Below are 25,894 nucleotides of genomic sequence, written 5' to 3'. Positions count from 1 at the left end.
GCAGAGCCTAAAGACGAGATATGACAATCAGATGACAGTAATAAGACATGCCAATGCCCACCCGTGCAGAACACGGGCGGGCAACTGTAAAAGAAGCCGGGCTCAGAAGCCCAGATCTTTCCTGGCTTTTTCGGCAACCTTGGCCGGAATCGGAATATAACCGTCCTTCACGACTGCCTCTTGCCCTGTCTTGGACAGCACCATCTTCAGGAACTCGCTCTCCATTGGACTTAGGGGCTTGTTGGGTGCCTTGTTCACATAGATATAAAGGAAGCGGGACAGTGGATAACTACCGTTCAGGGCATTCTGCTCAGTGTCTTCCACATACTTATCCGATCCTCTTTTAGCCAACGGTACGGTTCGTACGCTGGATGTCTTGTACCCGATACCGGAATAACCGACGCCGTTAAGCGACTGGCTAATGGATTGCACGACCGAAGCGGAGCCCGGCTGCTCATTCACGTTTGGCTTGAAGTCACCCTTGCACAGCGCTTCTTCCTTGAAATATCCGTACGTGCCGGATACCGAATTTCGGCCAAACAACTGAATAGGCCGGTTGGCCCACTCGCCCGTCATGCCCAGGTCACCCCAGGTTCTGATGTCCTGTTTGCCACCGCAGAGCAGTGTGGATGAAAAGATGGCATCCACCTGTTCGATAGTCAGCCCCTTGATGGGGTTGTCTTTGTGGACAAACAGCGCCAGCGCATCCACTGCCACCGGGACCGCAGTCGGTCGGTAGCCATATTTCTGCTCGAACGCCTGAACCTCAGAATCCTTCATCCTGCGACTCATTGGTCCCAGGTTGGAAGTACCCTCGGTCAGGGCTGGGGGGGCCGTCGAGGAACCGGCCGCCTGCACTTGAATGTTTACACTGGGATAATTGCGCTTGTAGGTCTCGGCCCACAGAGTCATGAGGTTCGCGAGAGTATCCGAACCGACACTGGACAGGTTGCCCGATACCCCACTGGCCTTCTGGTAATCCGGAAGCGCCGGGTCGATGGCCGCTACAGCAGTCGTTGCGCTGAGTCCCACAGCGGCAAACGTCATGGCGGCCATCAGCCTTTTGAATCTCATACCACATTCCTTGCAAGAATGATTGGGTGGCGCCCATTAGCGATAAGTGGGCATTGAGCCACTATATGACCAAAATATGAACATATTGTGACGCCATCCAAGCCCATGGGCCGCCGCGCCCATCCTATTAGGTGCACAGTGCACCATCGTAGCGCCTGCCTGCTGTGCTCAGGCGCCTGTACAGCACAGATTCTTCCCTCAGTTTCTAGCCGATCAGGCCACTTTCAGCGTGTTGACACCCTCCGGCGCGAACCTTGCTTGCCTAGCTATCGACCTCTGGCCGTCCAAGGAGATACCCCATGGCTCATGCGCTTCCTTCGCACGCCGCCTCCGTTACGCCATCGGCAGTCGCCGCCCCACTCCCCCGCGCCAAACTGATCGCTGCTGCCAGCCTGGGTAACGGGCTGGAGATGTTCGATTTTACCGTCTTCAGTTTTTTCGCCAGTCTCATCGGCCAGTTGTACTTTCCCTCGGATACACCCTACGGCTCGCTGCTCATGGCCGTTGCTGTCTTTGGCGTTGGCTTTGTGATGCGCCCCCTGGGTAGCATGGTCCTGGGTGCCTATGCCGACCGTGCCGGACGCAAGGCGGCCATGCTGCTGACCATTCTGCTCATGGGATTGGGCAGCCTGTTTATCGCCTTGACTCCTACCCATGCCCAGATCGGGATCTTCGCCCCCCTGCTCCTGCTGGTTGGACGACTGTTACAAGGCTTCTCAGCCGGTGGCGAGATTGGGGCAGCCACCGCGTTACTATTGGAATCAGCCAGCCGGGGTCGGCGCGGCTTTTATGTCAGTTGGCAGGTCATCAGCCAGGGCGGCAGCTCCCTATTGGGCGCCATGCTGGCTGCGATCCTGCACGGCTCGCTCAGCGGAGAGGCGCTGCATAGCTGGGGTTGGCGCGTACCCTTTCTGATCGGTCTACTGATTATTCCGGTTGGCCTCTACATCCGAGCCCACGTTGATGAAACCTACCAGCCACAAAGCGCTGACAAGCCAGAAGCCGCCCCGGTCATGGCTTTTCTGCGTAGCCATACCCGAGGGTTCCTGCTGGGTCTTTTGATCATCATGTCGGCCACGCTGATGACCTACATCATCCTGTTCTACATGCCGACGTACACCACCCGGGTCTCGCACCTTTCAGCCACAACGGCCTACTGGATGGGTACCGCCAGCAGTGCTGTCCTGATGATATCCGCCCTGTTCGCAGGGCTTGCGGCCGACCGCTTCGGCCACCACAAACGTCTGGCCGCTGTTGCCCTGGTGGTTGCCATTCTGGCTATCTACCCTGCCTTTGCCTGGCTGGACTCACCCGATACACAGGGGCTGGCTCTGCTGTGCCGCCTGATCGTCGTTGCCGCTCTTGGCATGAACATGACGGCCGGTCTACTGCTTATCAGCGAGTCCCTGCCCCGCCCGGTCCGGGCGACCGGTCTTGCCATGACCTATGCCATCGGCGTCACCCTGTTCGGTGGCACGGCACAGTTCATCGTGACCTGGCTGCTGCAAGTCACACAAGCTCCACTGGCACCTGCCTGGTACCTGATCAGCATGCTATGCATCGGACTGATCGGCCTGCTGGCCTTCCAGGAGCGTCACCTCGACTGATCTTGCAGTGCTCCCATATAAGGAATCCGCCATGCCTATTGAAACGCTTCATCGTGATGACACGACCTTGAGAATCGAAGACTTTCTACCCGACATGGTCAACCTCCGGCGGGATATCCACCAGCATCCTGAGTTGGGCTACGAAGAGCATCGCACCAGTGATCTGGTGGCCGCCTCGCTAAAGGCCTGGGGATACGAAGTCCACCGAGGGCTGGGCGGCACCGGCGTGGTTGGCACGCTCAGGGTCGGCTCGGGCAGCAAGCGACTTGGCATCCGCGCAGACATGGACGCCTTGCCCATTGTAGAAGCCACCGGTCTGCCCTATGCCAGTGCCAATGCCGGCCGGATGCACGCCTGCGGGCATGACGGTCACACCACAACCCTGCTGACAGCGGCCCGCTATCTGGCTGAGACACGCGCCTTTGACGGCACCCTTCATCTGATTTTTCAACCGGCCGAGGAAGGACTTGGCGGCGCATTGCGGATGATCGAAGACGGCTTATTCGACCTCTTTCCCTGCGATGCCGTGTTTGGCTTCCATAACATGCCGGGCGTACCGGCCGGCCACTTCTGCTTTGTAGAAGGACCGGCCATGGCCTCCGCCGATACTGCCGACCTGCGTATTGTCGGCCAGGGTGGTCATGGCGCCGTACCGCACAAGGCCGTCGACCCTGTGGTCGCCAGTGCCTCGACGATCATGGCGTTGCAAAGCATCGTGTCGCGCAATATCGATCCGCTGGAAACAGCAGTCATCAGCATTGGCAGTATTCATGGCGGCCATGCCAATAACGTCATTCCCGATGCGGTAGACATGAAGCTGACGATTCGCGCCTTCAGCAACAGCGTGCGCGATCAGCTGGAGCAGCGTATCCGCGCGGTTACCCAAGCCCAGGCGGAAAGCTTTGGCGCGACTGCCCAGCTGGATTACCGTCGCGGCTATCCGGTACTGGTCAACCATACCCAGGAAACTGCGTTTGCACGGTCAGTCGCAGAAGAGTGTTTTGGCAGCCAGTCCATCGTGCCGAATTTTGCGCCTATCAGCGCCAGCGAGGATTTCGCCTATATGCTTGAGCGGTGTCCGGGGTGTTATCTGTTCATTGGCAATGGCAACAGCGCCAGCCTGCACAACCCCGCCTACGACTTCAATGACGCCCTACTGCCCATTGGAGCACGCTACTGGGCCAAGCTTGCCGAACGCTACCTCGTCTGAGGCAGCGTTCGAGTACGTGAAGGATCAGGCCGCAACCGGTACGACACGGCGCTCTTGGCTAAGCAGCCAGGTGCCCACCAGCATGCCCAGAATGGCTAGGCCGACCACGTAATAGGCCGGCCCCAACGGGTGCTGCTTGAGCATCAGCGTCACGATCATCGGCGTCAGGCCGCCAAAGATGGCATATGCCAGGTTATAGGAGAACGACAGGCCCGAGAAACGTACCTCGGCCGGGAACGCCAGTACCATGACACGCGGTACGCTCCCGATCACCCCAACTGACAAGCCTGCCAGCGCATACAGCGGGAACAGCCATTCCGGATGCGTCTTTAGGCTGGCGTACATCGTCCAGGATATGATTCCCAGGAGCGCACCGCCGATCAAAAAGATCCGTCCGCTGCCAAAGCGGTCGGACAGCGAGCCCGATATGATGCAACCCACGGTCAGGAACACGATTGCCAGGCTATTGGCTCTGAGCGCTACCGCGGCAGAGAAGCCATATTGAGTCTGCAACAGCGTGGGCGTCATGAGAATAACGACCACGATACCGGCGGTCAGCATCCAGGTCAGCAGCATGGATACGACAACGGCTCCCCGGTGATCACGCAGGACCGCCTTGAGCGGCACTTCACTGGCCAGCGACTTGCGTAGCTGAAGCTCGGCGAAGACCGGGGTCTCATGCAGCCAACGGCGTAAATACACCGAGAATAATCCGAATACGCCGCCGATCAGGAAAGGAAAACGCCACGCATAGTCGTGCACCTCAACGGGCGTAAACACGGTATTGATCAGCGTCGCCATGAGCGAGCCGAGCAGGATGCCAAAGGTTAACCCGGCCGTCAGCGTACCGCAGGCATAGCCCACATGACGATTCGGGACATGTTCGGCCACGAATACCCACGCACCCGGCACCTCACCGCCAATAGCAGCCCCCTGGATGATGCGCAACAGCAACAGTAGCAGCGGTGCAGCAATGCCGATCTGGGCGTATGTTGGCATCAGGCCCATACCCAGCGTGGGCAGTGCCATCATGAAGATGCTGAGCGTAAACATCTTCTTGCGTCCTAAGAGATCGCCAAAGTGGGCCATGATCACGCCCCCCAGCGGACGTGCCAGATAGCCCGCGGCAAAGATGCCGAAGGTCTGGATCTGGCGCAGCCACTCGGGCATCTCGGCAGGAAAGAACAACTTGCTTACTACGGCGGCGAAAAACACGAAGATCACGAAGTCGTAAAATTCGAGCGCGCCACCCAAGGCGGACAGGGAAAGGGTCTTATAGTCACTGCGCCCTAACGGGCGTGATTCGGGCAAGGCGGAATGGGATTGCGGTCTCATGGCTCAAGTCTCGTTAGAATTATATGCACACGTTCGCGCTAGACCGTGGAACCTGGACAAGCAGGGTTTTCCCGCACACAGGTTCGAGCTACACCGGTGAACGTCTCCCCCTAGTTAAGCAGGGAGGCCGTAAATCCGCACGAGGCGGAGACGAGACATTAATACAAGAGCGAGAACCAGGGAAATGAAAAGCCGTGTGAGCACTGGGCCGTGATACGTTCGCTCCGTCATCTTGTGGACAACATTGCGAACCTGGCCCGAACCGGTTGAACGCAAACCATCACCTGTGTAGCCATGACACGGCCCGGTCGGGTCTGTCATGTGCAAACCTGCACGATATCAAATTCAAATACCGACGCCCAAGCCGTTCGGCGAATTTATTTAAACTGTCAACACCCTGTCGTACCTGACTGGCACAGTCTATATACTGCCCAGGATCAGACGACATTCGACACGCCCGGTCAGGTTGGCCATATTCTTGCTTTAAAAGGTCTCCCAGCCATCAAAATTGAAAAGGGCTCCAGGGGCGCCCCGCGCATGATTGAAGAACTCGAACAAGAAGATCCAATACCTCAAGGCGATCTGGCCATGCAGATCACCGCACTCCCACGCGAAACGAACGGGTTTGGCGATATCTACGGCGGCTGGCTCGTCGCCCAGATGGACCTGGCCGGCACGTCCATGGCCAGTCGAATCGCTCAGGGTCGTGTCGCCACGGTTGCTATCGACCGCATGGCATTTCTCGTCCCGGTTCCGGTGGGTGCGCAGCTTTCTTTCTATACCCAGGCGCTGGAAGTCGGTCGTAGTTCGATTCGCATGATGGTTGAAGTTTGGAGCGATGATCCTCTCTCCAACGAATGGAGCAAGGTGACCGAAGCCGCCTTCGTTTTTGTCGCCATCGACGGCAGCGGCCGTACCCGCTCCGTTCCTCGCCGCTAGATTCTGCGAAAAAAGCGGGCAGCCAAGGGTGCTTTTTGTTAAGCGCCCTATGCAAAGCACGTCACGCTTGGTAGCAAATTGCCCACTCTAGACGCAACGGTTGCCACAGGTAACCGTTCGTCTCGGTAACAAATACCGCTGGGTCATCAATTCTTCTAAATGTTCAAACGGTCACATTTGCCGCCTTGTTCTAGAGGGCTTCGCTCTTTAGGATGCGCACCATTACTCATGTGCGCAATTTGCTGCACATCGAGCTGTGCAATGAATTGCACAGAATTTCGTGGGGACGATTGGCCTGGATGGCCGCTCACTATCGCTCCCCCTAGAGCAATGGATGCTTCAGCAAGGTCACGGAATGACGTTCTCCAGTTCACTCGCTACGCATTATCTGGCCCTGGCCGAACAGCCCATCGAAGCGGGCAACTTCGGCGGCGAGGACGCGCGATATTCCAGCGAGTATGAACAGCTCGAAGCCGAGCTAGCCAAAGCCTCCTCCCTTCATCAAAGCGGCCAGATCGATTGGCAGATGATTTGTGACGGCAGCGAAGCACTGCTGCGTACCCAATCCAAAGACCTGCGTGTAGCCGCCTGGCTGGTCTGGGCCTTGTATCAGCGCGAGCGCTTCACTGGCTTGCAGGCAGGTATCGCCTTGTTTCATGCCCTGTGCACCCAGCATTGGGATGCGCTACATCCACGCAAGGTACGTACGCGCGGTGCGGCCCTGGGCTGGCTGCTGACGCGTCTGGAGCCTGTACTGTCGGACTGCGCGCCAACCTCCGAACAGCTCCCGCTGTTCCAGCAACTGATAGAGCACCTGAAGGCACTGGATGCCTGCCTGTCCACACATCTAGGCGAAGAGGCTCCCTTGTTACTGCCGCTGTGCCGGCGGGTAGACGATCAGGTAAAGCGTGCCGGTCAGACGGCGACCCCAACGACAGCATCCAACGCCCCTTCGGTTGCACCCACGCTGGCTTCGTCTTCATCCAACGTGCCAACCGGGCCGATCGAAAACGACAGGGATGCCCATAAGGCCCTTCGCGCCCAGCAGGACAGCGCTCGTCACCTGTGCACCTGGTGGACCCGGCAAAAGGCGACGGACATTCGTCCGCTACGTCTGAATCGTGCCCTGCTGTGGCTGGGCATCGACAGCGTACCCGAGCACAACGCCGAACAGATCACGGCGCTTCGTGGACTTCCCACCGACAAGATCGCCTCCTATAAGGAGCGCTTCGAGCAAGGTCAGCATGCTGAATTGCTGGTGGATCTGGAGGCCAGCCTGGCACGTGCACCCTTCTGGTTCGATGGGCAACGCCTGGCCTGGGAATGCCTACAGGCATTAGGCGCTGAAGCCTCCCTGAAAGAAGTCGAAATGCCCTTCGCCCTCTTTCTGGCCCGCGTACCTGGCATCGTGGAGCTGCGCTTCCATGACGGTCAGCCCTTTGCCGATGCCGAAACACGCGCCTGGATCAGCGCCCATGTCATCCCACATACCCAGGCTCCCAGCGCGCCACGCGAGGCGGCTTCGAATAGCGGCAACAATCGTCCCGCCTGGGACGAAGCACTGGCTGCCCTGCTGCCTACCCTGCGAAAGGATGGACTCAAGCACGCGGTTCAAACGCTCAAGCAAGGTATGACTACCGCCCAAGGTGGCCGTGAACGCTTTTTCTGGCAGCTCACCATGGCACGCCTCTGCTTCCAGGCCAAGAAATACGATCTGGCCAAGACCCAGTTACAAACGCTCGATGAGACGCTGCAACGCAGCGGTCTGGCCGAGTGGGAACCCGAACTCGCCCTGGATGTTTTGCAGCTGCTTTACCAGTGCTGCGAACTGCTGCCTCAGAACCCTGGAGTACGAGACTACAAGGACGAGCTTTACCGCAGGTTGTGCCACATCGATCTCGAAGTGGTACTTGATTGAGGCCGCACGGCCCTCACACAGAAAGGAGAAATGCCATGGCCAAAGAAGGCTCGGTAGCCCCAAAGGAACGCATCAACGTCACCTTCAAACCCGCCACTGGCAATGTTCAGGAAGAACAGGAACTGCCTCTGAAGCTAATGGTTCTGGGCGACTTTACCCAGCGCGCAGACGATCGCAAGGTCGAGGATCGCAAGCCGATCAGCATCGACAAGAACAACTTCGATGAAGTCCTGGGCAAACAGGAACTGACGCTGAACCTGAGCGTACCGAACCGCCTGCAGGATGATGCGCAAGGTGAAGAGCTGGGCGTCAGCCTGAACATCAATACGATGAAGGACTTCAACCCTGCCAACATCGTGGATCAGGTGCCGGAGCTGAAGAAACTGATGGAACTGCGTGATGCCCTCGTCGCGCTGAAAGGCCCGCTGGGTAACGCCCCTGCTTTCCGCAAGGCCATCGAAAGCGTACTGGCGGACGATGACTCCCGCGAACGCGTACTGGGCGAACTCGGTTTGGCCGCCAAAGCCGACCAGGACGCTTGAACCAAGGACAAGGAAGAGTTCAGATGAGTACCAATACCGCTCTCGAAGCGACTCAAGTGACAGGCGAAGCCGGCATTCTTGACCGCATCATCGCCGAGACCAAGCTCACGCCAGATGACGAAGCCTATGGCATCGCCAAGCGTGGCGTATCTGCCTTCATCGAAGAGCTGCTCAAGCCGCAGAACGAAAAAGAGCCGGTCAAGAAGGCCTTGGTAGACCGCATGATCGCCGAGATCGATGCCAAGCTCAGCCGCCAGATGGACGAAATCCTTCACCACGCCGAGTTCCAATCGCTGGAGTCCTCCTGGCGTGGTCTGCAGATGCTGGTCGACCGCACCGATTTCCGTGAGAACAACAAGGTCGAGATCCTGAACGTATCCAAGCAGGACCTGCTGGAAGACTTCGAGGACTCGCCGGAAATCGTTCAGTCCGGCCTGTACAAGCACATCTATACAGCCGAATACGGCCAGTTCGGTGGCGAGCCGGTTGGCGCGATCATTGCCAACTATTTCTTCGACCCGAGCTCTCCGGACGTGAAGACCATGCAGCATGTGGCCAGCGTTGCGGCCATGGCGCATGCGCCCTTCGTTGCGGCAGCCGGTCCGAAGTTCTTTGGTCTAGAGGCGTTTACAGGTCTGCCCGACCTGAAAGACATGAAAGATCACTTCGAGGGCCCGCAATTCACCAAGTGGCAGAGCTTCCGCGAGCAGGAAGACTCCCGTTATGTAGGCCTGACCCTGCCCCGCTTCCTGCTGCGTACGCCCTATGACCCGGAAGAAAACCCGGTCAAGAGCTTTGTCTACAAGGAAAACGTCTCCAGCAGCCACGAGCATTACCTGTGGGGCAACACCGCGTATGCCTTCGCGACTCGCTTGACCAGCAGCTTCGCCAAATTCCGCTGGTGTCCGAACATCATCGGCCCCCAGAGCGGTGGCGCGGTAGAAGATCTACCCCTGCATCACTTTGAAAGCATGGGTGAAATCGAGACCAAGATTCCGACCGAAGTGCTGGTTTCCGATCGCCGCGAGTACGAGCTGGCTGAGGAAGGCTTCATCGCGCTGACCATGCGCAAGGGTAGCGATAACGCGGCATTCTTCTCTGCCAACTCCGTACAGAAGCCGAAGTTCTTTGGTAACAGCGAAGAAGGCAAGAACGCCGAGATGAACTACAAGCTGGGCACCCAACTGCCCTACCTGTTCATCGTCAGCCGTCTGGCGCACTACCTGAAGGTCTTGCAGCGCGAGCAGCTGGGCAGCACCAAGGAACGTACCGACCTTGAGCTTGAGCTGAACAAGTGGATCCGTCAGTACGTGGCTGACCAGGAAAACCCCAGTGCTGAAGTTCGCGGTCGCCGTCCTCTGCGCGCTGCCAGCATCAAGGTCACCGAGGTGGATGGCGAGCCGGGCTGGTACCGTGTCGGCCTGAGCGTGCGTCCGCACTTCAAGTACATGGGCGCGGATTTCACGCTGTCCCTGGTTGGCAAGCTGGACAAAGAGTGAGCAGGAGCCAGGTGATGAGCTACGGCAGTCTGTTCGAGCGTCTTTCCGGGGAAGCGGATCAACGTACCCGCCTGACTCGGGAGCAAGCCGTTACGGCATCGGTCGCCTCTCATCTGGCTAAAATGCTCAGCACCCGTGCGGGCAGCGTGCAAACGCAGCCCGACTATGGGTTGCCCGATCTGAACGACATGCGCCTGTCCCTGCATGATTCGCTGAATCAGGCACGTGTCGCTATCGAACGTTTTATCGACGCCTACGAGCCCCGTTTATCCAGCGTTCGAGTGTTATCCCTGCCCCGCAGTCATGATCCGCTGACCCTGAGCTTTATTCTCGAAGGCTGGCTGGACGTGGACGGGATCAAGAAGCAGGTCAGTTTTACCGCACGCCTGGATGGCAGCGGACAAGTGAAGGTCAGCTAAGGAAAGCACATGTCGTTCAACCACTATTACCAGAGCGAGCTGTCCGCGCTACGGCAGCTGGGCAAGCGCTTCTCCGAGCGCAGCCCGGCCCTGGCACCGTTCCTGGGTCAGAGCGGCCGGGATCCGGATGTCGAACGCCTGATGGAAGGCTTTGCCTTTTTGACCGGACGCCTGCGCCAGAAGCTCGACGACGAGTTGCCAGAGCTGACCCACTCCCTGATGCATCTGCTGTGGCCAAACTACATGCGTCCGCTACCGGCGTTCAGCATGCTTCAGTTCGACCCGCTCAAGCGTCCCGGTGGAGCCATTACCGTTGCACGCAACACGCCAGTGGAAGCGCGTCCGGTACAGGACGTAAGCTGCCGCTTCCGGACCTGTTTTGCTACGGACGTGCTACCGCTGGACCTGTCCGCACTGGAGTATTCCGCTAAAGGCGAAGGTGCCCTGCTCAACCTGCGCCTGACCCTGAGCGCCGAAGGCCACCTGGGCGATATCGGCCTCAAACGCCTACGCCTGCATCTGGCCGGTGAGCGTTACATCAGCCAGACCTTGTACCTGGCACTGCTGCGTCATCTGGAAGGTGTCCAGCTGATACCGCTGGATGCCGACAACAAGCCGGTCAAGTCTCCCGACGATACGCCGATCCAGTTCAAGCTGGGGGCTGACCGACTGCGTGCGGTAGGTGTCGACGAGGAAGAAGCGCTGATCCCTTACCCGCACAATACCTTTCGGGGTTACCGCTTCCTGCAGGAGTACTTTGCCTTCCAGGACAAGTTCCTGTTCGTCGAGCTTGATGGGCTGAGCATCGTCAATGCGCTGCCTCAAGAGATCATCAAGAAGACGCGCGGCCTGGAGCTACGCTTCGATCTGCGCAAGGTGGGCAGCCAGCGTCTTCGCCCCACCCGTGACAACGTACGCCTCTATTGCACGCCGATCGTAAACCTGTTCAACCATGACGCCCTCCCCATCCGCCTGGATGGCAAGCAGGACGAGTACCTGTTGCTGCCGGCCGAATACGATACCGAGCACTGCGGCGTCTATTCCGTTGAGCGCGTGACCGGCTGGCGACCCGGCGGCATGGGCTATGAAGACTATGTGCCGTTCGAGTCTTTCGAGCACGATGCAAGCTTCGATGTGCCCAAGGCGCGCCCGCATTACAGCGTGCGCCAGCGTACCTCGATCCTGCATGACGGCGTCGACACGTATCTATCGTTCGGCATTCAGGAGTCAGGTAGTCGCTTTGGTGATGCCGTAGCCCAGGAGCGTCACGAGACGCTGTCTATCGAGCTTGTCTGCACCAACCAGAACTTGCCGTTGCAGCTCAAGCTGGGCGACATCTGCCTGCCTAGCGAAGACACGCCGGAGTTCTTGAGCTTTCGCAATATCACTACCGCGACACCGTGCTATGCGCCGCCACTGTCGCGTGATTTCCTGTGGAAGCTCATTTCCAATATGTCGCTGAATTACCTGTCGCTCTCCGATGTAGAGGCGCTCAAGGTGATTCTCGAAACTTACGACCTGCCGCGCTACTACGACCAGCATGCGGAAAAGATCAGCCGCCGCCAGCTGGGCGCTCTGAAAAGCATCAACCACAAGCCGGTTGACCGGCTTCACCGCGGGCTACCTGTCCGCGGCATCAGCACCGAGCTGACCATGGATCCCGAGGGCTTTCTGGGCGAAGGCGACCTGTTTGTCTTCGCCTCGGTCCTCAATGAATTTTTCGCGTTGTACGCCAGCCTCAATTCCTACCATGAGCTGCGCGTGAAAAGCACACAAGGAGAGGTGTACCAATGGACGCCGCGCATGGGGCAACAGCCCTTGCTTTGAGCTCGCTGAGCTGCGGTATCCGTGAGTACACCCTCTTTCAGGGCATACAGCGGGTACTGGAGAAGCTCAGACAGAACAATCCCCACCTGGATGACGAAGCGCTCTACGACCGCCTCGAATTTCAGGCCAACCCAAGCCTGGGTTTTCCGGGTAGCGATATCGATCGCATCGAGTTCTTCGAAGAAGACGGTGAGATGCGCGCGCGGATGCGCCTGAACCTGGTCAGCCTGGCGGGTGCCGGCTCGCCCTTGCCTGCGTTTTATAGCGAGCAGGCATTGGGGGATGGCCCCTCCGGTAATCCGACCCGCGAGTTTCTGGATCTTTTCAATCATCGCTTCCAGCGCCTGTTGCTGCCGATCTGGCGTAAATATCGATACAACGCCAGCTTTCAACGTGGCGCTGTGGATAACTTTTCCGCACAGCTGTTCGCCCTGATCGGCCTGCGTGGCGAGACGATTCGCCAGTCGCAGGAACTCAACTGGAAGCGCCTGCTGCCCTATCTAGGACTGCTGAGCCTGCGCGCCCACTCGGCGGCGCTGATCGAAGCGGTGCTGCGCTACTACTTCAAGCATGCCGCCATGCATATCGAGCAGTGCATCGAGCGTCAGGTGCAGATCTCTACCGATCAACAGAACCGCCTGGGCCTGGGCAACAGCACCCTGGGCGAGAACCTGGTGCTGGGGCAGCAGGTGCGTGATCGCAGCGGCAAGTTTCGTATTCATATCCGCGAGCTGGACTGGAACCGCTTCCACGAATTTCTTCCCATTGGCGCAGGTTATGCGCCGCTATGCGCCCTGGTGCGCTTCACGTTGCGCGATCCGCTGGACTACGACCTGCGTCTGGAATTGCGCACCGATGCCATCCGCGAGCTGCGGCTTGGCGCCGATAACCCGTGCCGCCTGGGTTGGACCAGCTGGCTTGGCCATGAACATGCGGACGGCGTCGTAACGCTGGCCGGCAAGACTCATTAAGGACTGATGACATGATCAACGTTGACCTGCAACAGTTGGTACAGGCACTGGATGCCGACACCCGCCGCGACCTGGAACAGGCCGCCCAACGCTGCCTGACCCGTGGGGGCAGCAAGATCCTGGTCGAAGACCTGATGCTAAATCTGTTGGAGCGTACCGACAGCTTGCTGGCTCGCGCCCTGCAGGATGCAGGCATCGAATCGGGTGAGCTGGCGCGCACTCTGCAACCTCGCGGAGAAGCCAGCGAGTCCCGTAATCCGGTCTTTTCAGCGGAGCTGGTGCAGTGGCTTCAGGATGCCCTGCTGGTGGCTAGCCTGGAGCTGGGTCAGAGCCACATCGACCCCGCCGCGCTTATCCTGGCTCTGCTGCGCAATCCGATGCGTTATGCGGGTACGCAGTACCAGCCCTTAATCGCCAAGCTTGATGCCGAGCGTCTACGCGACTATGCCCAGTCCCAGAAACCGCAGGCTGCATCGGCACAGGCGGCTTCTGGCGAGTCCTTCCTGGCACGCTTTACCCATAACTTTACGCAGCAGGCCCGTGATGGGAAGCTCGATCCAGTCCTGTGCCGCGATGAATCCATTCGCCAGATGATCGATATCCTGGCCCGTCGCCGCAAGAACAACCCCATCGTGGTGGGCGAAGCGGGCGTGGGCAAGACTGCTATCGTCGAAGGTCTGGCGCTGCGTATCGCCGCCAGTGAAGTGCCGGAAGCCCTCAAAGGCGTCGAGCTGCTATCCCTGGACCTGGGCCTGCTACAGGCTGGCGCCAGCGTCAAAGGTGAATTCGAGCGCCGTCTGCAAGGCGTGATTGATGAAGTCAAAGCGTCGCCCAAACCGATCATTCTCTTCATTGACGAAGCCCACACACTGATTGGTGCCGGCGGCCAGGCAGGTGGCTCTGATGCGGCTAACTTGTTGAAGCCTGCGCTGGCGCGTGGCGAACTGCGCACCGTGGCCGCCACGACCTGGAGCGAGTACAAAAAGTATTTCGAAAAAGACCCGGCCCTGGCGCGCCGTTTCCAGCCGGTCAAGCTGCTGGAGCCGACTGTTACAGAAGCCGTTACCATCCTGCGCGGCCTGGCTTCCGTTTATGAGAAAAGTCATGGCATCTACCTGCGTGACGATGCCGTCGTAGCTGCTGCGGAGCTGTCCGCACGCTATCTGGCCGGACGTCAGCTACCCGACAAAGCGGTCGATGTGCTCGACACTGCCTGCGCCCGTGTGCGTATCAGCTTGGCCGCTGCGCCAGAAGCCGTCGAGCGCCTACGCAGCGAAATCGCCCAGGGCGAGCGCCAGTTTGCTGCGCTGAGCCGTGATCAGGAGTCCGGCCTTGCCATTGACGGAGAAGCGTTGAACCGTCTGCAAGACCGTCTGGCGGAAGCCCAGGACGAATTGGCGCAACTGGAGACGCGCTGGAGCACCCAGCGTGATCTGGCCACTCGCCTTTTGACGCTTCGCCAGCAATGCGCTGAAGCACGCATGAAGCAAGGCAGCATAGCTGCCGAAAGCGATACAGCCGAAGAAGTTGACCTGCCCGCACTGGAGCAGGCGCTGGCAGCCGTTCAGGCTGAGCTTTCAGCCGCCCAGGCGGAAGAGCGCCTGGTCAGCTTTGAGGTCTGCCCGCGCCTGGTAGCCGAAGTAATCAGCCATTGGACAGGCGTACCCCTGTCCCAGCTGGCTCGCGAGCACAATACGAAGGTTGCCCGCTTCGCCGATGATCTGGGCGCACGCGTTCGCGGCCAGAGTCAGGCCATTGAGGTGCTCAATCGGGCCATGCGCGCAGCCGCTGCGGGTTTGAACAATCCCGATGCACCTGTCGGCGTATTTCTGCTGGTAGGGCCCAGCGGCGTAGGCAAGACCGAAACGGCATTGGGTCTCGCGGACCTGCTGTATGGTGGCGAGCGCTTCTTGACCGTGATCAACATGTCCGAATTCCAGGAAAAGCACACGGTTTCTCGTCTGATCGGCGCACCGCCCGGCTATGTTGGCTATGGCGAGGGTGGCATGCTGACCGAGGCTGTACGTCAGAAGCCTTATTCTGTCGTCTTGCTGGATGAGGTCGAGAAAGCCGATCCGGACGTTCTGAATCTGTTCTATCAGATCTTCGACAAAGGCGTTGCCAATGACGGCGAAGGCCGCGAGATCGATTTCCGCAATATCCTCTTCCTGCTGACCTCCAACCTGGCCAGCGACCGTATCGCCAGCCTGTGCGAAGAGGGCCAGCGTCCGCCCGTCGATGAGCTGGAACAGGCCATTCGCCCTGCACTGACCCGCCACTTCAAGCCGGCCTTGCTGGCCCGTATGCGCGTTGTCCCCTACTACCCCGTAGGTGGCGACGTGCTGCGTGAGCTGGTAGGCGTGAAGCTGGAGCGCCTTGGCCAGCGTCTGGCCCGCCGTCAATTGACGCTGAGCCACAGTGAAGCGCTGGTCAATCATCTGACCGAACGCTGCACCCAGAGCGACAGTGGTGCCCGCCTGATCGATCACCTGCTTGACCAGCACCTGCTTCCCCGCATCGCCGACCGTTTGCTGGAAGCCATGGCGGCAGGGGAAACATTGACCCGCGTACACGCCACGCTGGATGGCAATGGTGCAGTCATGTGTGAGTTTGCCTGAGGTGGTCGCAATGCTTCCCGAAGCCATTCAGCCCTTGCGCCCGACCGAAGTGCTGCTTCAGCGCTTTGCGCGTCTGGCACAGGAGGCCAGTCGCGACAGCTTGCTGGGAGAGCTGATCGAAGCGGCTGCCCAGCTCTCTCAGGCTGATCTCTGTCAGCTGTATCTTCTGGACGCCACGCATACATCGCTGAACCTGTCAGCAGCCTGGCTGGATGAGCAGCGTCAGTCCTGCCACGACGATAGCCTGCCCGCCGATTACGACGGCCAGCTGTTGCAATACTGCCTGTTCCAGAATCGCCCGCTGGCTCTGACCGAGCTTCACCCCAGCCTGCATGCCGTCGATTTTCTACCAGCAGGTTATACCTGGAAAAGCCTACTGTGCCTGCCGCTGGCCGATGCACAAGGCAGCGTACAAGGTGTCATGGTGTGCGCGACACACCGTACCCGCGACCTGGAGACTCTGAGTGGCCTGCTCTCGCCGCTGGGCACCTTTGCCATCGCTCAGCTCAACCTGTTGCAGCGCCTGCAGACATCCGAGCCGGAAACCGCTCCGGTAGTCGAGTCGGTCAAGCCGTGCGCCAGTGGATACGGCATGATTGGTGACAGCGTCGCGATGCGTGGCGTATACCAGCTGATCAGTAAGGTGCTGCATAACCCGGTCACGGTATTACTGACCGGCGAAACCGGCACAGGCAAGGAACTGGTTGCCCGCGCGATTCATGACTGTGGTGCTCGCCGTACTCAGGCGTTCGTGGTTCAGAATTGTGCGGCACTGCCGGAAAGTCTGCTCGAAAGCGAGCTGTTCGGCTACCGCAAAGGAGCCTTTACCGGTGCCGACCGGGATCGCCAAGGCCTGTTTGACGCTGCCAATGGCGGCACCCTGTTTCTGGACGAGATCGGCGATATGCCCCTGACGCTCCAGGCCAAGCTTCTGCGCGTACTGCAGGAAGGCGAAGTACGTCCGCTCGGCTCTACCGAGACGCACAAGGTCGATGTTCGCATCATTGCCGCGACCCATCGCGATCTTTACAACCAGGTGCTACAGGGCAATTTCCGTGAGGATCTGTATTACCGCCTCACGCACTTCCCCATCGAGCTACCAGCACTGCGTGAGCGTGGCGATGATATTCCCCGGCTAGCCCGCCATTTTGCCGAGAACGCCTGCTCCTTTTTGCAGCGCGAGCCCTGCCGCTGGACAGAGGCCGCCCTGGATCGTCTGGCGGGCTATGCCTTTCCAGGCAATGTCCGGGAACTCAAAGGCCTCGTTGAACGCGCGGTTCTGCTGTGCGATGGCAATGAATTACGACCTGAACATTTTCCGCTGCGCCAGGAGACGATGCCTGAAGTCGGCCTGACCCTGCGCGAGCGGATGGACCAGCTGGAGCGCGGACTCGTCATTGACTGCCTGCGCAAGAACAATGGCAACCAGACCCACGCCGCCCGTGAGCTCGGTCTGCCACGCCGCACGCTGCTGTACCGCATGGAGCGGCTGAATATCAGCCCGACTGACCTATGAGCCGGTCCATGCCCGTTTTACCCATTTCACACCCCTACACGCATCACTTGAGGTAGCCAACATGCCCACTCGACTCTGGATCGCCGCTCTACTGACCCTGACGCTGGGCGTGGCTGGCTGCTCCAGCAACCCCAAGAGCACCGATAAGGACTATCGCCCGCTTGGCGATCCGAAAGCACTCAACCGCGGCAATTGACGCAAGGAGTACATCACCATGGAACTGGTTTTTGATCTGGTCAGCGCCCAGCAATTCGTACCCGGCATGTTGTCGACGCGAACCTTCAAACAGGTCGGCGGCATTATTGGCCGCGCCGAGGACAGCGACTGGGTGATCCCGGATCGTAATCGCGTCCTGTCCGGCCACCATGCACTGGTCAGCTACCGTGACGACGCGTTCTATCTCACGGATACCAGCAGCAACGGCATCACGCTCAAGGATAACGGCGCCCGCCTGGTCAAAGGCCAGCCACATCGTATCGAACACGGCAACACGTTCTGCCTGGGTGATTTCGAAATCCGTGCCCGCCTCCTGCAAGACCCTTCGCGCTTCGATCTGGACCTGGGCCGCCCCATGCAGGCAAACAGCGCCAATGGTCTGATCCCGGATGATGCCTTTCTCGAACTGGACCCGCTTACGGCCCTCGACCGTCAGGATCAGGGCTATACGGAGCCCGACGAGTTATCCAGCCTGGTAAGTCCGCGTGTCGATGAATCCCGTACCGACTATGCCCGTGTCGATATGGAAAGCCTGACCGTACCCAAGCTGATTCCCATACCTGAGCCGGAAGTAGTACCACAGCCGGAACCGGTACGGGCGGCGCCACCCAAGCGGCAATCACAGAAGTTCTGGGACCGCTACGGTCAGGCGCTTGGCCTGGATCTGTCCAGCCTGGACGACGAAGCACGCGAAGCCTTGGCCCTCAATGCGGCGCGTCTGCTGCGTCAGAGCATGAATGGGCTGCAACAAACCCTGCGCACCCGCAGCGAGGTGAAGAACGAGCTGCGCCTGTCCCTCACGACCGTTCAGAGTGCCGGTAATAACCCGCTCAAGCACGGCGCTGACAGCACCGAAACGCTGGGACATATGCTCAAGGGCGACAAGCCCGGCCAGCTACCGGCAGATCAGGCCATCACCCGTGCCTACCGGGATCTTCAGGCTCATCAGGTTGCCCTGCTTGCTGCCAGTCGCGCGGTAGTCAAGGCGACGCTGGATCAACTGGACCCTGAGCAGCTGACCCTGCGGTTCGAGCGCGAGGGCCGCAAACCTCTATTCGCTACCGCCGGCAGCCGCTGGCGTGCATATCGTCGTCATCACCACAGCCTGCGTCAGGATGGAGACTGGAGCGAGCGCCTGTTCGCCCGCGATTTCGCTACTGCCTATGAAGAGCAGGTCCGTCTGATCGCAACGCTCAACACCGATTTTCAAGGATGAAACCCATGATCCGCTTCGCTCCCCTGGCCCTGCTGGCCGCCATGACCCTGACAGGCTGCTCGTCCCTGAGCTCCGATATGTCCAAGCTCGACCTGAGCCTGTCGGGTAGCGATACCCTGAACCCGGACCTCAATGGTCGTCCCTCGCCCATCGTGATCCGCCTGATCGAACTCAAGCATCCAGTTGCCTTCCAGAACGCGGATTTCTTCTCGCTATACGAGCGCCCGCGCGAAGCGCTGTCGCCGGATCTGGTCGCCTCCGAAGAGATCGAGCTGCGCCCGGGCGAGAAACGTGACCTGAAGCTGTCCGTCCAGGACGGCAGCCGCTATGTTGGTGTGCTGGCGGCGTACCGTGATCTACCGGAAACCCAATGGCGCTACGTGATTGAAGTTCCGGCCAAGCAGATCACCCGTGCGGATCTATCCCTGGATGCCGAAGGCATTCACTCCGCCGCGCCTGAAAAAAAGGCCAAGGACTGATCCCATGACTGCACATAAAGTGATCTGGCAGGAAGGTATGCTGCTGCGTCCACAGCACTTCCAGCAAAGCGATCGGTATCACGATGATCAATTGAAGGCACGTACACGCCAACTGGGCAGCTATGCCTGGGGTTTCTTCAATCTGGTCATTGATCGCCAGTTTCTGAGCATGGGCAAACTCGTGATCAGCCAGGCCTCCGGCGTTCTGCCGGATGGCACGCTGTTTGAGCTGACCAGCGAGGGCGAGCCCCTGGCACTGGACATTCCCGCCAATACTAGTAGCACCTCCGTGTATCTAGCCCTGCCGCTGGTCACGGGCAACCATGTCGAGACACGCCGTCCCGAGCAGAAGGATGTGTTGGCTCGCTACCGTGCCTATGAGGCGGAAGTGGCTGACTCGAACGCTGGCGAGAGTATTATCAGTCAGGTCAGCTGTGGCCGCCCGGACTTCAAGCTACTGCTCGGCGAGCGATCCAATGACGAAGCCTTCGTCAAGCTCAAGGTCTGCGAAGTACTGGACACGACGCCGGATGGCGTCATCAGCCTGGATGGCGACTTCACCCCAACCTATCTTCATGTTCATGCTTCGGACTACTTGTTGTCCTGCCTGAAGGAAGTCATCAGCATGCTGGCCCACCGGGGCGATATTCTGGCCGAGCGTATCCGCGCCACCGGCAAGGTAGGCACCGCGGAAGTGGGCGACTTCATGATGCTCCAGCTGATCAACCGCTACGAGCCGACCCTGCGCCACTACCTCACGCTTGAGCAGTTGCATCCCGAATTGATCTTCCGCGAACTGCTCGGACTTCTGGGTGAATTGGCCACCTTCTCCAGCGAAACCAAGCGCCCGCGTCTGGATAACCGCTATCAGCACAGCGATCAGGCCCTGAGCTTTCGCAAGCTGATGGATTCGCTGCGCCATGTCCTGTCGATGGTGCTGGAGCAGCATGCGGTTGAACTGATCCTGCAACAACGTCAGTACGGCATTCAGGTATCGCCACTGCACGACCACAGTCTCATCACCTCCGCCTCCTTCGTGCTGGCGGCCAGTGCGCAGTGCGACTCGGAAGAGCTGCGCCAGCGCCTGCCGGCTCATCTGAAGATCGGCCCGGTCGAGCGTATCCGCCAGCTGGTCAACCTGCACCTGCCCGGCATCCGGATCAAGCCCATGCCCGTTGCGCCGCGGCAGATTCCGTTCCATTCCGGCAAAACCTACTTCGCCCTCGAACTCAGCGCCGACGAACAGGCGCAGCTGGAGCAGTCGGGCGGCTTCGCCATTCACGTGTCCGGTGATTTCCCCGGGCTCGAACTCAAATTCTGGGCAGTCAGGAGCTGACGATGATCAAGGATCACGATTACGGTCAGGATGATAAAACCGTTGTGCTGAGCCGCCAGGGTACGGCGAGCTCGGCTCACAATCCGTTAACCGATTTTGCCGACTCGCCTCGCGTTGAGCAGCTGGAAGAACGGATGATCTATGCGGCCCGCCTGCGTCCGGCGGAAAGCTTCAACTTGAGCGTGAACCCGCTGATTGCTGCCGCCTCCGGCCTGCTGTCCGAAGTAGTTCAGTTAAAGCACAGCTATCACGCCGAAGACCTGTACGCCCTGAAAGAGCGCCTTACGACTGCCATCAAACTGTTCGAGCATCGAGCCTTTGGCGAAGGCGCTGAAAGCGGCCAGGTCATGGCAGCGCGTTATGTGCTGTGCACCGTCATCGACGAAGCCGTAGTCACAACACCGTGGGGCAATGAAAGCGAATGGTCTCAAATGAGCCTTCTGAGCACCTTTCACAACGAGACCTTTGGTGGCGAGAAGTTTTTCCAGTTGCTGGAGCGTCTGACGCGCAACCCCGTCAAACATCTCCAGATGCTTGAACTCATGTACCTGTGTCTTGCATTGGGTTTTGAGGGCAAGTATCGGGTCCTGCCCCGCGGCATGCTAGAACTTGAAGCGATCCGCGACAGCGTTTACCGGCAGATTCGTCAGCTGCGTGGCGATATTCCCCGTGAGCTGTCGCCCCATTGGCAAGGTTTGCAGGATGGTCGCCGCAGCCTTGTACGCATTGTTCCGTGGTGGTTGGTCGCCCTGTTCACCCTGATGTGCCTGGGTGTGTTATACGGTGGCTTCGCCTGGGTATTGGGCGAGCAACGCGAAAGCGTGCTGCAGCCATACGAGCAGCTGACTACGGCCAAGATGGCCGAGCCAAATACGTGACGACAGGGATGTTTGCGCAATGAAACAGTTCTTCCGCAATCTGGCGGTTATTTTTCGTAAGACCTGGGTCTGGAGTTTGACCCTGGTTTTGATTCTGGCCTTATTGGTCTGGTTTGTCGGGCCATTGCTGGCCGTTGCCGATCATAAATTCTGGGCGCCGGCTACTACGCGACTCGTCACACTCAGCGCTCTGTTTCTCTGCTGGGGCCTCTTCATTGTATTCGTCAGCTGGCGCAGCGGCGTGCGTAAAAAGCACGCCCTCGAAACCGAGGATGGCCAGGAGCGCCTGCGTCGTCACGAACAGATCACCGAGGAACAGCAGGAGCTGCGCAGTCGTTTCAAGGATGCACTTCAAACGCTGAAAAGCTCCAGCCTGTACCGCGCCCGTAGCGAGCGCTGGAAACAGGAATTGCCTTGGTATCTGGTGATCGGCCCCCAGGGCAGTGGCAAGACCTCCCTTCTGGATTTCTCCGGTCTTGAGTTTCCGCTTAACCGTGACGCCAACCGCCTCACCAAGGATGTCGGTGGCACCCGCCATTGCGATTGGTACTTTGCCGATCACGGTGTCCTGGTCGATACCGCAGGCCGCTACCTGAGCCAGCCGGATGCCACTGTAGATGCCAGCACATGGCAGATGCTGCTGACTCTGTTGCGTCGCCGCCGTCGCGCACGCCCGCTCAATGGCGTACTGGTTACCGTACCGGTCGATCAGTTGCTCAATGGCACCGAAATCGAACTGGAAACCCTGGCTCGCCAGATTCGTGCTCGCCTGCACGACATCCATCAGCAGCTGAAGGTTGACGTTCCGGTATACCTTGTCCTGAGCAAAGCAGACCAGGTACTGGGCTTTGAAGAGTTTTTCGACCAGTTGTCCCGCGAGGAAAGCGAGCAGGTCTTTGGTACCAGCTTCCGCAAGGAACAAAATGCTACAGACGCAGCAGTGGTTCGCCAGGAGTTCGAAGAGCTGCTGCGCCGCCTGAATACGCAGGTCATTCAGCGTATCCACCAGGAGCGCGATACCCTACGCCGTGGTCGTATCCTCGACTTTCCTCACCAATTGGCACTGATCGGTGAGCGTCTGTGCCTGTTCGTCGAACTGGCGTTTTCCGGCAACCGTTACCAGCGTGCCAGCCAGCTACGTGGCTTCTACCTCACCAGCGCTCCACAGCTGGTCAACAGCCTCGACCCCAGCACAATGAACATCGGCCGTAACCTGGGCCTGCCCAGCAACGCCCTGCCTACCTATCGCACCGGCCACTCTCGCTTTATCCACCAGCTGCTCAGTCGCGTCATCTTTCCTGAGGCCGACCTGGCAGGTCTGGATCAGCGTGAAACGTCACGTATCAGTTGGGGCCAGCGCGGCCTCTATGCAGGCGCTGCCGCCTGTCTGGGCTTGTTCGGTGTACTGTGGGCTACAGGATTCAGTGCAAACCATGACCGTCTCGAACAGTTGCGTACCCTGGGTCAGCAGCTGACTGATCAGCACAAGACGCTGGCACCCTCCGATGATGCCATGGCAGCGTTGAAATCCCTGGATAGCGCCTATGCCGTAGCCAATGTCTTTCCAGCCGCCAGCGATGTAGCACTGCATGAACGCAGCGGTCTTTATCAGGGCAATAAGGCTCGTCCAACCCTGCAACAGGCCTATCATCAGGAACTGGTAGATCAGTTGCTGCCCCGTGTGGCGCGCCAGCTGGAAGAGCAGATCCATGCCAACCTCAACGACCGCGAACGCCTGCTAGGCAGTCTGCGCGCCTACCTGATGCTGAACCTGGAAGAACGGCGCGACAATGGATTCCTGAAGGATTGGGTAGCAGCTGACTGGTCGACCCGCTACAGCGGCGACACCGTGGTCCAGAATGGGCTCAACTCCCACTTTGCCCGCCTCCTGGAGCAATCCTTTACCCGCTATCCGCTAAACGATGCACTCGTTGCCCAGGCCCGTCAGATCCTGCGTAGCGAATCACTGGCCAACGTGGTGTACCGCATGTTGCGTGATCAGGCGAGCAGCCTGCCGGCATACCGCTTCAGCCAACACCTGGGTCCGCAGGGTACCGTGTACGGCGGTGCAGACTTTGCCATTCCCGGCTTCTACACGCAGAAAGGTTACGAGCAGACATTTACGACCCAAGGCATCAACCTGGTCCGCAATATCATTGAAGACAACTGGGTACTGGGCGAAAGCGACGGTCTCTCCGGTATGGACCTTAAGCGCCTGATGGTTGAGCTGGAACAGCTGTACTTCAACGACTACGCCAACTATTGGAGCGAAGCAGTCACTCAGCTGGTACTGGCTCCGATTGGCGATGCGAATCAGGGTGCCATGCAGCTCTCGGCGCTGACAGCCTCCAACTCACCGCTGTTGCAAGTACTCAATGAGATCCGCGACAACACCCGCTTCCAGTCTGGCGGCAACGATGCGGCGGCTGCCCTTGCGGAGGCTGCACCAAAAGGTAATGCGAAGCTAGCCAAGGCCGCTGCACTGGCCAGCGCGGCTGCCGATAAGGCGGGCGACGCGCTAGCCAAGAACCTGCCGGATACGGCCAAGAAAGCGCTGCAGAAACGCTTCGAGCCACTGCATCGCCTGCTGGACGATAACGGCGGCCCAGCGGCCGATATGGTTCCGGTCATGGCTGCACTGAACGACCTTCAACTGCAAATGGCAGGGCTTGCCCATGCCAGCGCCCCCGAGCAGGCCGCCTTTGAAATGGCGCGTGATCGCATGGCAGGTCAACGTGATGCCATCAACAGCCTGCGCAACGCGGCCAATCGCTTGCCGCAGCCGGTAAACAACTGGCTGAGCCTGCTGGCGGACGACAGCTGGATGATGGTGCTTAACGATGCCTATGACTACCTGAACCAGCGCTACCAGAGCGAGATGTATTCGTTCTACAACAATGCTTTGAACAAGCGGTATCCCTTCAAAGCTGACAGCGAGAGCGACGTAGCCATTGCGGACTTCCGTGAGTTCTTCAAGATGCAGGGCGTTGCGGACAAGTTCTTTGACAATTACCTGAAGCCTTTCGTCAGTGGTGATTCCGGCAACTACCGTCTGCGTAGCATCGACGGGCACAGCCTGCCGCTGTCCCGCGAGTTCCTCGCTCAGATGGGTCGGGTCCAGACGATTCGCCGCAGTTTCTTTGCCGAGAATCCGGCGGAGCCGCAGGTCATGTTCAAGCTTGAGCCCTACTCACTGGATTCCAGTCTGACCCGTGCCAACCTGCGCATCGGTAACAACCAGATGGAATACCGTCATGGCCCGATCGTGCAGACAGCGTTCCGTTGGCCTGCCGAGAATGACGAGAGCCGCGTCAGCCTCGTGCTGGAGGAGCTCAATGGTCGCCGTGTGGGTGTGGAGCAGAACAGCGGTCCCTGGTCCCTGTTCCGTATGCTGGATGCCATGAAGATTGAGCAGAACGGCAGCCGGGACGCCCTCATGGTCAAGGCAGATCTGGAAGGTCTGCATGCCAGCTATCTGCTGCTCAGCCAGCGCTCGCCGAATCCGTTCGACGTGGGCAACCTGCGCGGCTTCAAACTGCCGGCGTCACTCTAAATGAGTGACGTTGCCACACGTTGGCGCAGCGCAGCCCGTACCGATGCCGGCAAGGTACGAGCGCGTAACGAAGATGCCTTTCTGGACAGCCCTGAGCAAGGTCTCTGGGCTGTTGCAGATGGCATGGGCGGTCATAGCCAAGGTGATCTGGCCAGCCGCCTCATTATCGAAAGCCTGGCAGAGCTCCCCGTAGGCGCAGGCTTCGATGAACGCCTGCAACAGATCCGCCAGTGCCTTCATTGGCTCAACCGGCGGCTGAACCAGGAGCTCACGGTAATGGCCGACCAGACGGACACCATTATTGGAAGCACGGTAGTCGTCTTGCTGTGCGACGAAGAGCGTGCGGCCTGCGTCTGGGCGGGTGATAGCCGGTGTTATCTCTGGCGTAGCGGTAGGCTCTATCAACTTACCAAGGATCATTCGGTACGACAGCGGATGATCGATGAAGAAAGACTGACGCCAGAACAGGCTGCTCGCCATCCTGCAGCACACGCCCTTACCCAGGCGATAGGCGCCAATGAAACGCTGGCGCTCGACATTCTTGAATTCAGCTTGATGCCGGGCGACAGTATGCTTCTCTGCAGTGATGGCCTGTATAAAGGAATCAGTCAGAACGCGATCGGTGCGGCGCTGTCCCTGCCGTCTGCCCAGGTTGCCCTAGAGCGGCTTTTCGATACCGCCTTGCTAGGCCCCGCACGCGACAACCTGACCGCCATCGTCATCCGTCGACAGGAGTAAGGA

20 protein-coding genes are annotated in these 25,894 nt (G+C 59.2%); 18 read left to right on the top strand and 2 right to left on the bottom strand.

Features of this window, described 5'->3' with window-relative positions; genetic code table 11:
* Positions 1-102 precede the first annotated feature (102 nt).
* Entirely contained in the window at positions 103-1,074 is a 972-nt protein-coding gene (locus QWJ10_RS09375) for a phosphate ABC transporter substrate-binding protein PstS (protein ID WP_074820842.1), read from the bottom strand.
* Between the two features lie 299 nt (positions 1,075-1,373).
* Here QWJ10_RS09375 and QWJ10_RS09370 point away from each other — a divergent pair, with 299 nt between their 5' ends.
* Both QWJ10_RS09370 and QWJ10_RS09365 read left to right on the top strand, forming a co-directional pair.
* On the top strand, positions 1,374-2,681 hold the full coding sequence (locus tag QWJ10_RS09370; protein WP_289925716.1) for an MFS transporter: 1,308 nt from the start codon (positions 1,374-1,376) through the stop codon (positions 2,679-2,681).
* Positions 2,682-2,712: 31 nt separating this feature from the next.
* Positions 2,713-3,891 (top strand): M20 aminoacylase family protein, encoded by a 1,179-nt coding sequence (locus QWJ10_RS09365; RefSeq protein WP_289925714.1) that lies wholly within the window; start codon positions 2,713-2,715, stop codon positions 3,889-3,891.
* A gap of 24 nt (positions 3,892-3,915) precedes the next feature.
* Here QWJ10_RS09365 and QWJ10_RS09360 read toward each other — a convergent pair whose 3' ends face one another.
* The gene (locus tag QWJ10_RS09360; RefSeq protein WP_289925711.1) at positions 3,916-5,226 is read right to left on the bottom strand and encodes an MFS transporter; all 1,311 of its coding nucleotides are present in this window, start codon (positions 5,224-5,226) and stop codon (positions 3,916-3,918) included.
* A gap of 540 nt (positions 5,227-5,766) precedes the next feature.
* Between QWJ10_RS09360 and QWJ10_RS09355 the strand changes: the two genes are divergently transcribed.
* The 16 genes from QWJ10_RS09355 to QWJ10_RS09280 all read left to right on the top strand — a co-directional run bounded on the left by QWJ10_RS09355 (position 5,767) and on the right by QWJ10_RS09280 (position 25,891).
* Positions 5,767-6,165: an acyl-CoA thioesterase gene (locus QWJ10_RS09355; protein ID WP_037030601.1), complete on the top strand. Its 399-nt coding sequence runs from the start codon at positions 5,767-5,769 to the stop codon at positions 6,163-6,165.
* A 355-nt stretch (positions 6,166-6,520) separates the two neighbouring features.
* On the top strand, positions 6,521-8,083 hold the full coding sequence (tssA, locus tag QWJ10_RS09350) for a type VI secretion system protein TssA (protein WP_289925710.1): 1,563 nt from the start codon (positions 6,521-6,523) through the stop codon (positions 8,081-8,083).
* A gap of 35 nt (positions 8,084-8,118) precedes the next feature.
* Entirely contained in the window at positions 8,119-8,625 is a 507-nt protein-coding gene (gene tssB, locus QWJ10_RS09345; protein ID WP_122041262.1) for a type VI secretion system contractile sheath small subunit, read from the top strand.
* A gap of 23 nt (positions 8,626-8,648) precedes the next feature.
* Positions 8,649-10,124 (top strand): type VI secretion system contractile sheath large subunit, encoded by a 1,476-nt coding sequence (gene tssC / locus QWJ10_RS09340; RefSeq protein WP_010796272.1) that lies wholly within the window; start codon positions 8,649-8,651, stop codon positions 10,122-10,124.
* Positions 10,125-10,135: 11 nt separating this feature from the next.
* Positions 10,136-10,543: a type VI secretion system baseplate subunit TssE gene (gene tssE / locus QWJ10_RS09335; protein ID WP_197873416.1), complete on the top strand. Its 408-nt coding sequence runs from the start codon at positions 10,136-10,138 to the stop codon at positions 10,541-10,543.
* Between the two features lie 9 nt (positions 10,544-10,552).
* The gene (tssF, locus tag QWJ10_RS09330; RefSeq protein ID WP_150348414.1) at positions 10,553-12,370 is read left to right on the top strand and encodes a type VI secretion system baseplate subunit TssF; all 1,818 of its coding nucleotides are present in this window, start codon (positions 10,553-10,555) and stop codon (positions 12,368-12,370) included.
* Positions 12,334-13,341 carry a type VI secretion system baseplate subunit TssG gene (gene tssG / locus QWJ10_RS09325; protein WP_125889584.1) on the top strand — a complete coding sequence of 336 codons (1,008 nt, stop codon included), beginning with the start codon at positions 12,334-12,336 and terminating at the stop codon, positions 13,339-13,341. The genes tssF and tssG overlap by 37 nt, the downstream gene beginning before the upstream one ends.
* A gap of 11 nt (positions 13,342-13,352) precedes the next feature.
* Entirely contained in the window at positions 13,353-15,959 is a 2,607-nt protein-coding gene (gene tssH, locus QWJ10_RS09320) for a type VI secretion system ATPase TssH (RefSeq protein WP_289925698.1), read from the top strand.
* Positions 15,960-15,969: 10 nt separating this feature from the next.
* Positions 15,970-17,475 carry a sigma 54-interacting transcriptional regulator gene (locus QWJ10_RS09315; protein WP_289925695.1) on the top strand — a complete coding sequence of 502 codons (1,506 nt, stop codon included), beginning with the start codon at positions 15,970-15,972 and terminating at the stop codon, positions 17,473-17,475.
* Positions 17,476-17,536: 61 nt separating this feature from the next.
* Complete coding sequence (locus tag QWJ10_RS09310; RefSeq protein ID WP_010796278.1) at positions 17,537-17,671, top strand: hypothetical protein; 135 nt, start codon at positions 17,537-17,539, stop codon at positions 17,669-17,671.
* Positions 17,672-17,689: 18 nt separating this feature from the next.
* Complete coding sequence (tagH, locus tag QWJ10_RS09305) at positions 17,690-18,907, top strand: type VI secretion system-associated FHA domain protein TagH (RefSeq protein ID WP_289925692.1); 1,218 nt, start codon at positions 17,690-17,692, stop codon at positions 18,905-18,907.
* 5 nt (positions 18,908-18,912) lie between these two features.
* Positions 18,913-19,386, top strand: coding sequence for a type VI secretion system lipoprotein TssJ (gene tssJ / locus QWJ10_RS09300; protein ID WP_122041256.1), 474 nt, complete (start codon positions 18,913-18,915; stop codon positions 19,384-19,386).
* Positions 19,387-19,390: 4 nt separating this feature from the next.
* On the top strand, positions 19,391-20,722 hold the full coding sequence (gene tssK, locus QWJ10_RS09295) for a type VI secretion system baseplate subunit TssK (protein ID WP_289925687.1): 1,332 nt from the start codon (positions 19,391-19,393) through the stop codon (positions 20,720-20,722).
* Between the two features lie 2 nt (positions 20,723-20,724).
* Entirely contained in the window at positions 20,725-21,600 is an 876-nt protein-coding gene (gene icmH, locus QWJ10_RS09290) for a type IVB secretion system protein IcmH/DotU (RefSeq protein WP_010796282.1), read from the top strand.
* A 19-nt stretch (positions 21,601-21,619) separates the two neighbouring features.
* The gene (tssM, locus tag QWJ10_RS09285; RefSeq protein ID WP_289925683.1) at positions 21,620-25,153 is read left to right on the top strand and encodes a type VI secretion system membrane subunit TssM; all 3,534 of its coding nucleotides are present in this window, start codon (positions 21,620-21,622) and stop codon (positions 25,151-25,153) included.
* Complete coding sequence (locus QWJ10_RS09280; protein ID WP_150348406.1) at positions 25,154-25,891, top strand: PP2C family serine/threonine-protein phosphatase; 738 nt, start codon at positions 25,154-25,156, stop codon at positions 25,889-25,891. It abuts the gene before it with no gap.
* Positions 25,892-25,894: the final 3 nt, after the last annotated feature.

It is taken from the genome of Pseudomonas sp. WAC2, assembly GCF_030403525.1.
In the GTDB taxonomy this organism is placed as follows: Bacteria; Pseudomonadota; Gammaproteobacteria; order Pseudomonadales; family Pseudomonadaceae; genus Chryseomonas; species Chryseomonas luteola.
Note: the sequence above shows the minus strand (reverse complement) of the source record. Positions and strands in the feature narration are given on the sequence as shown.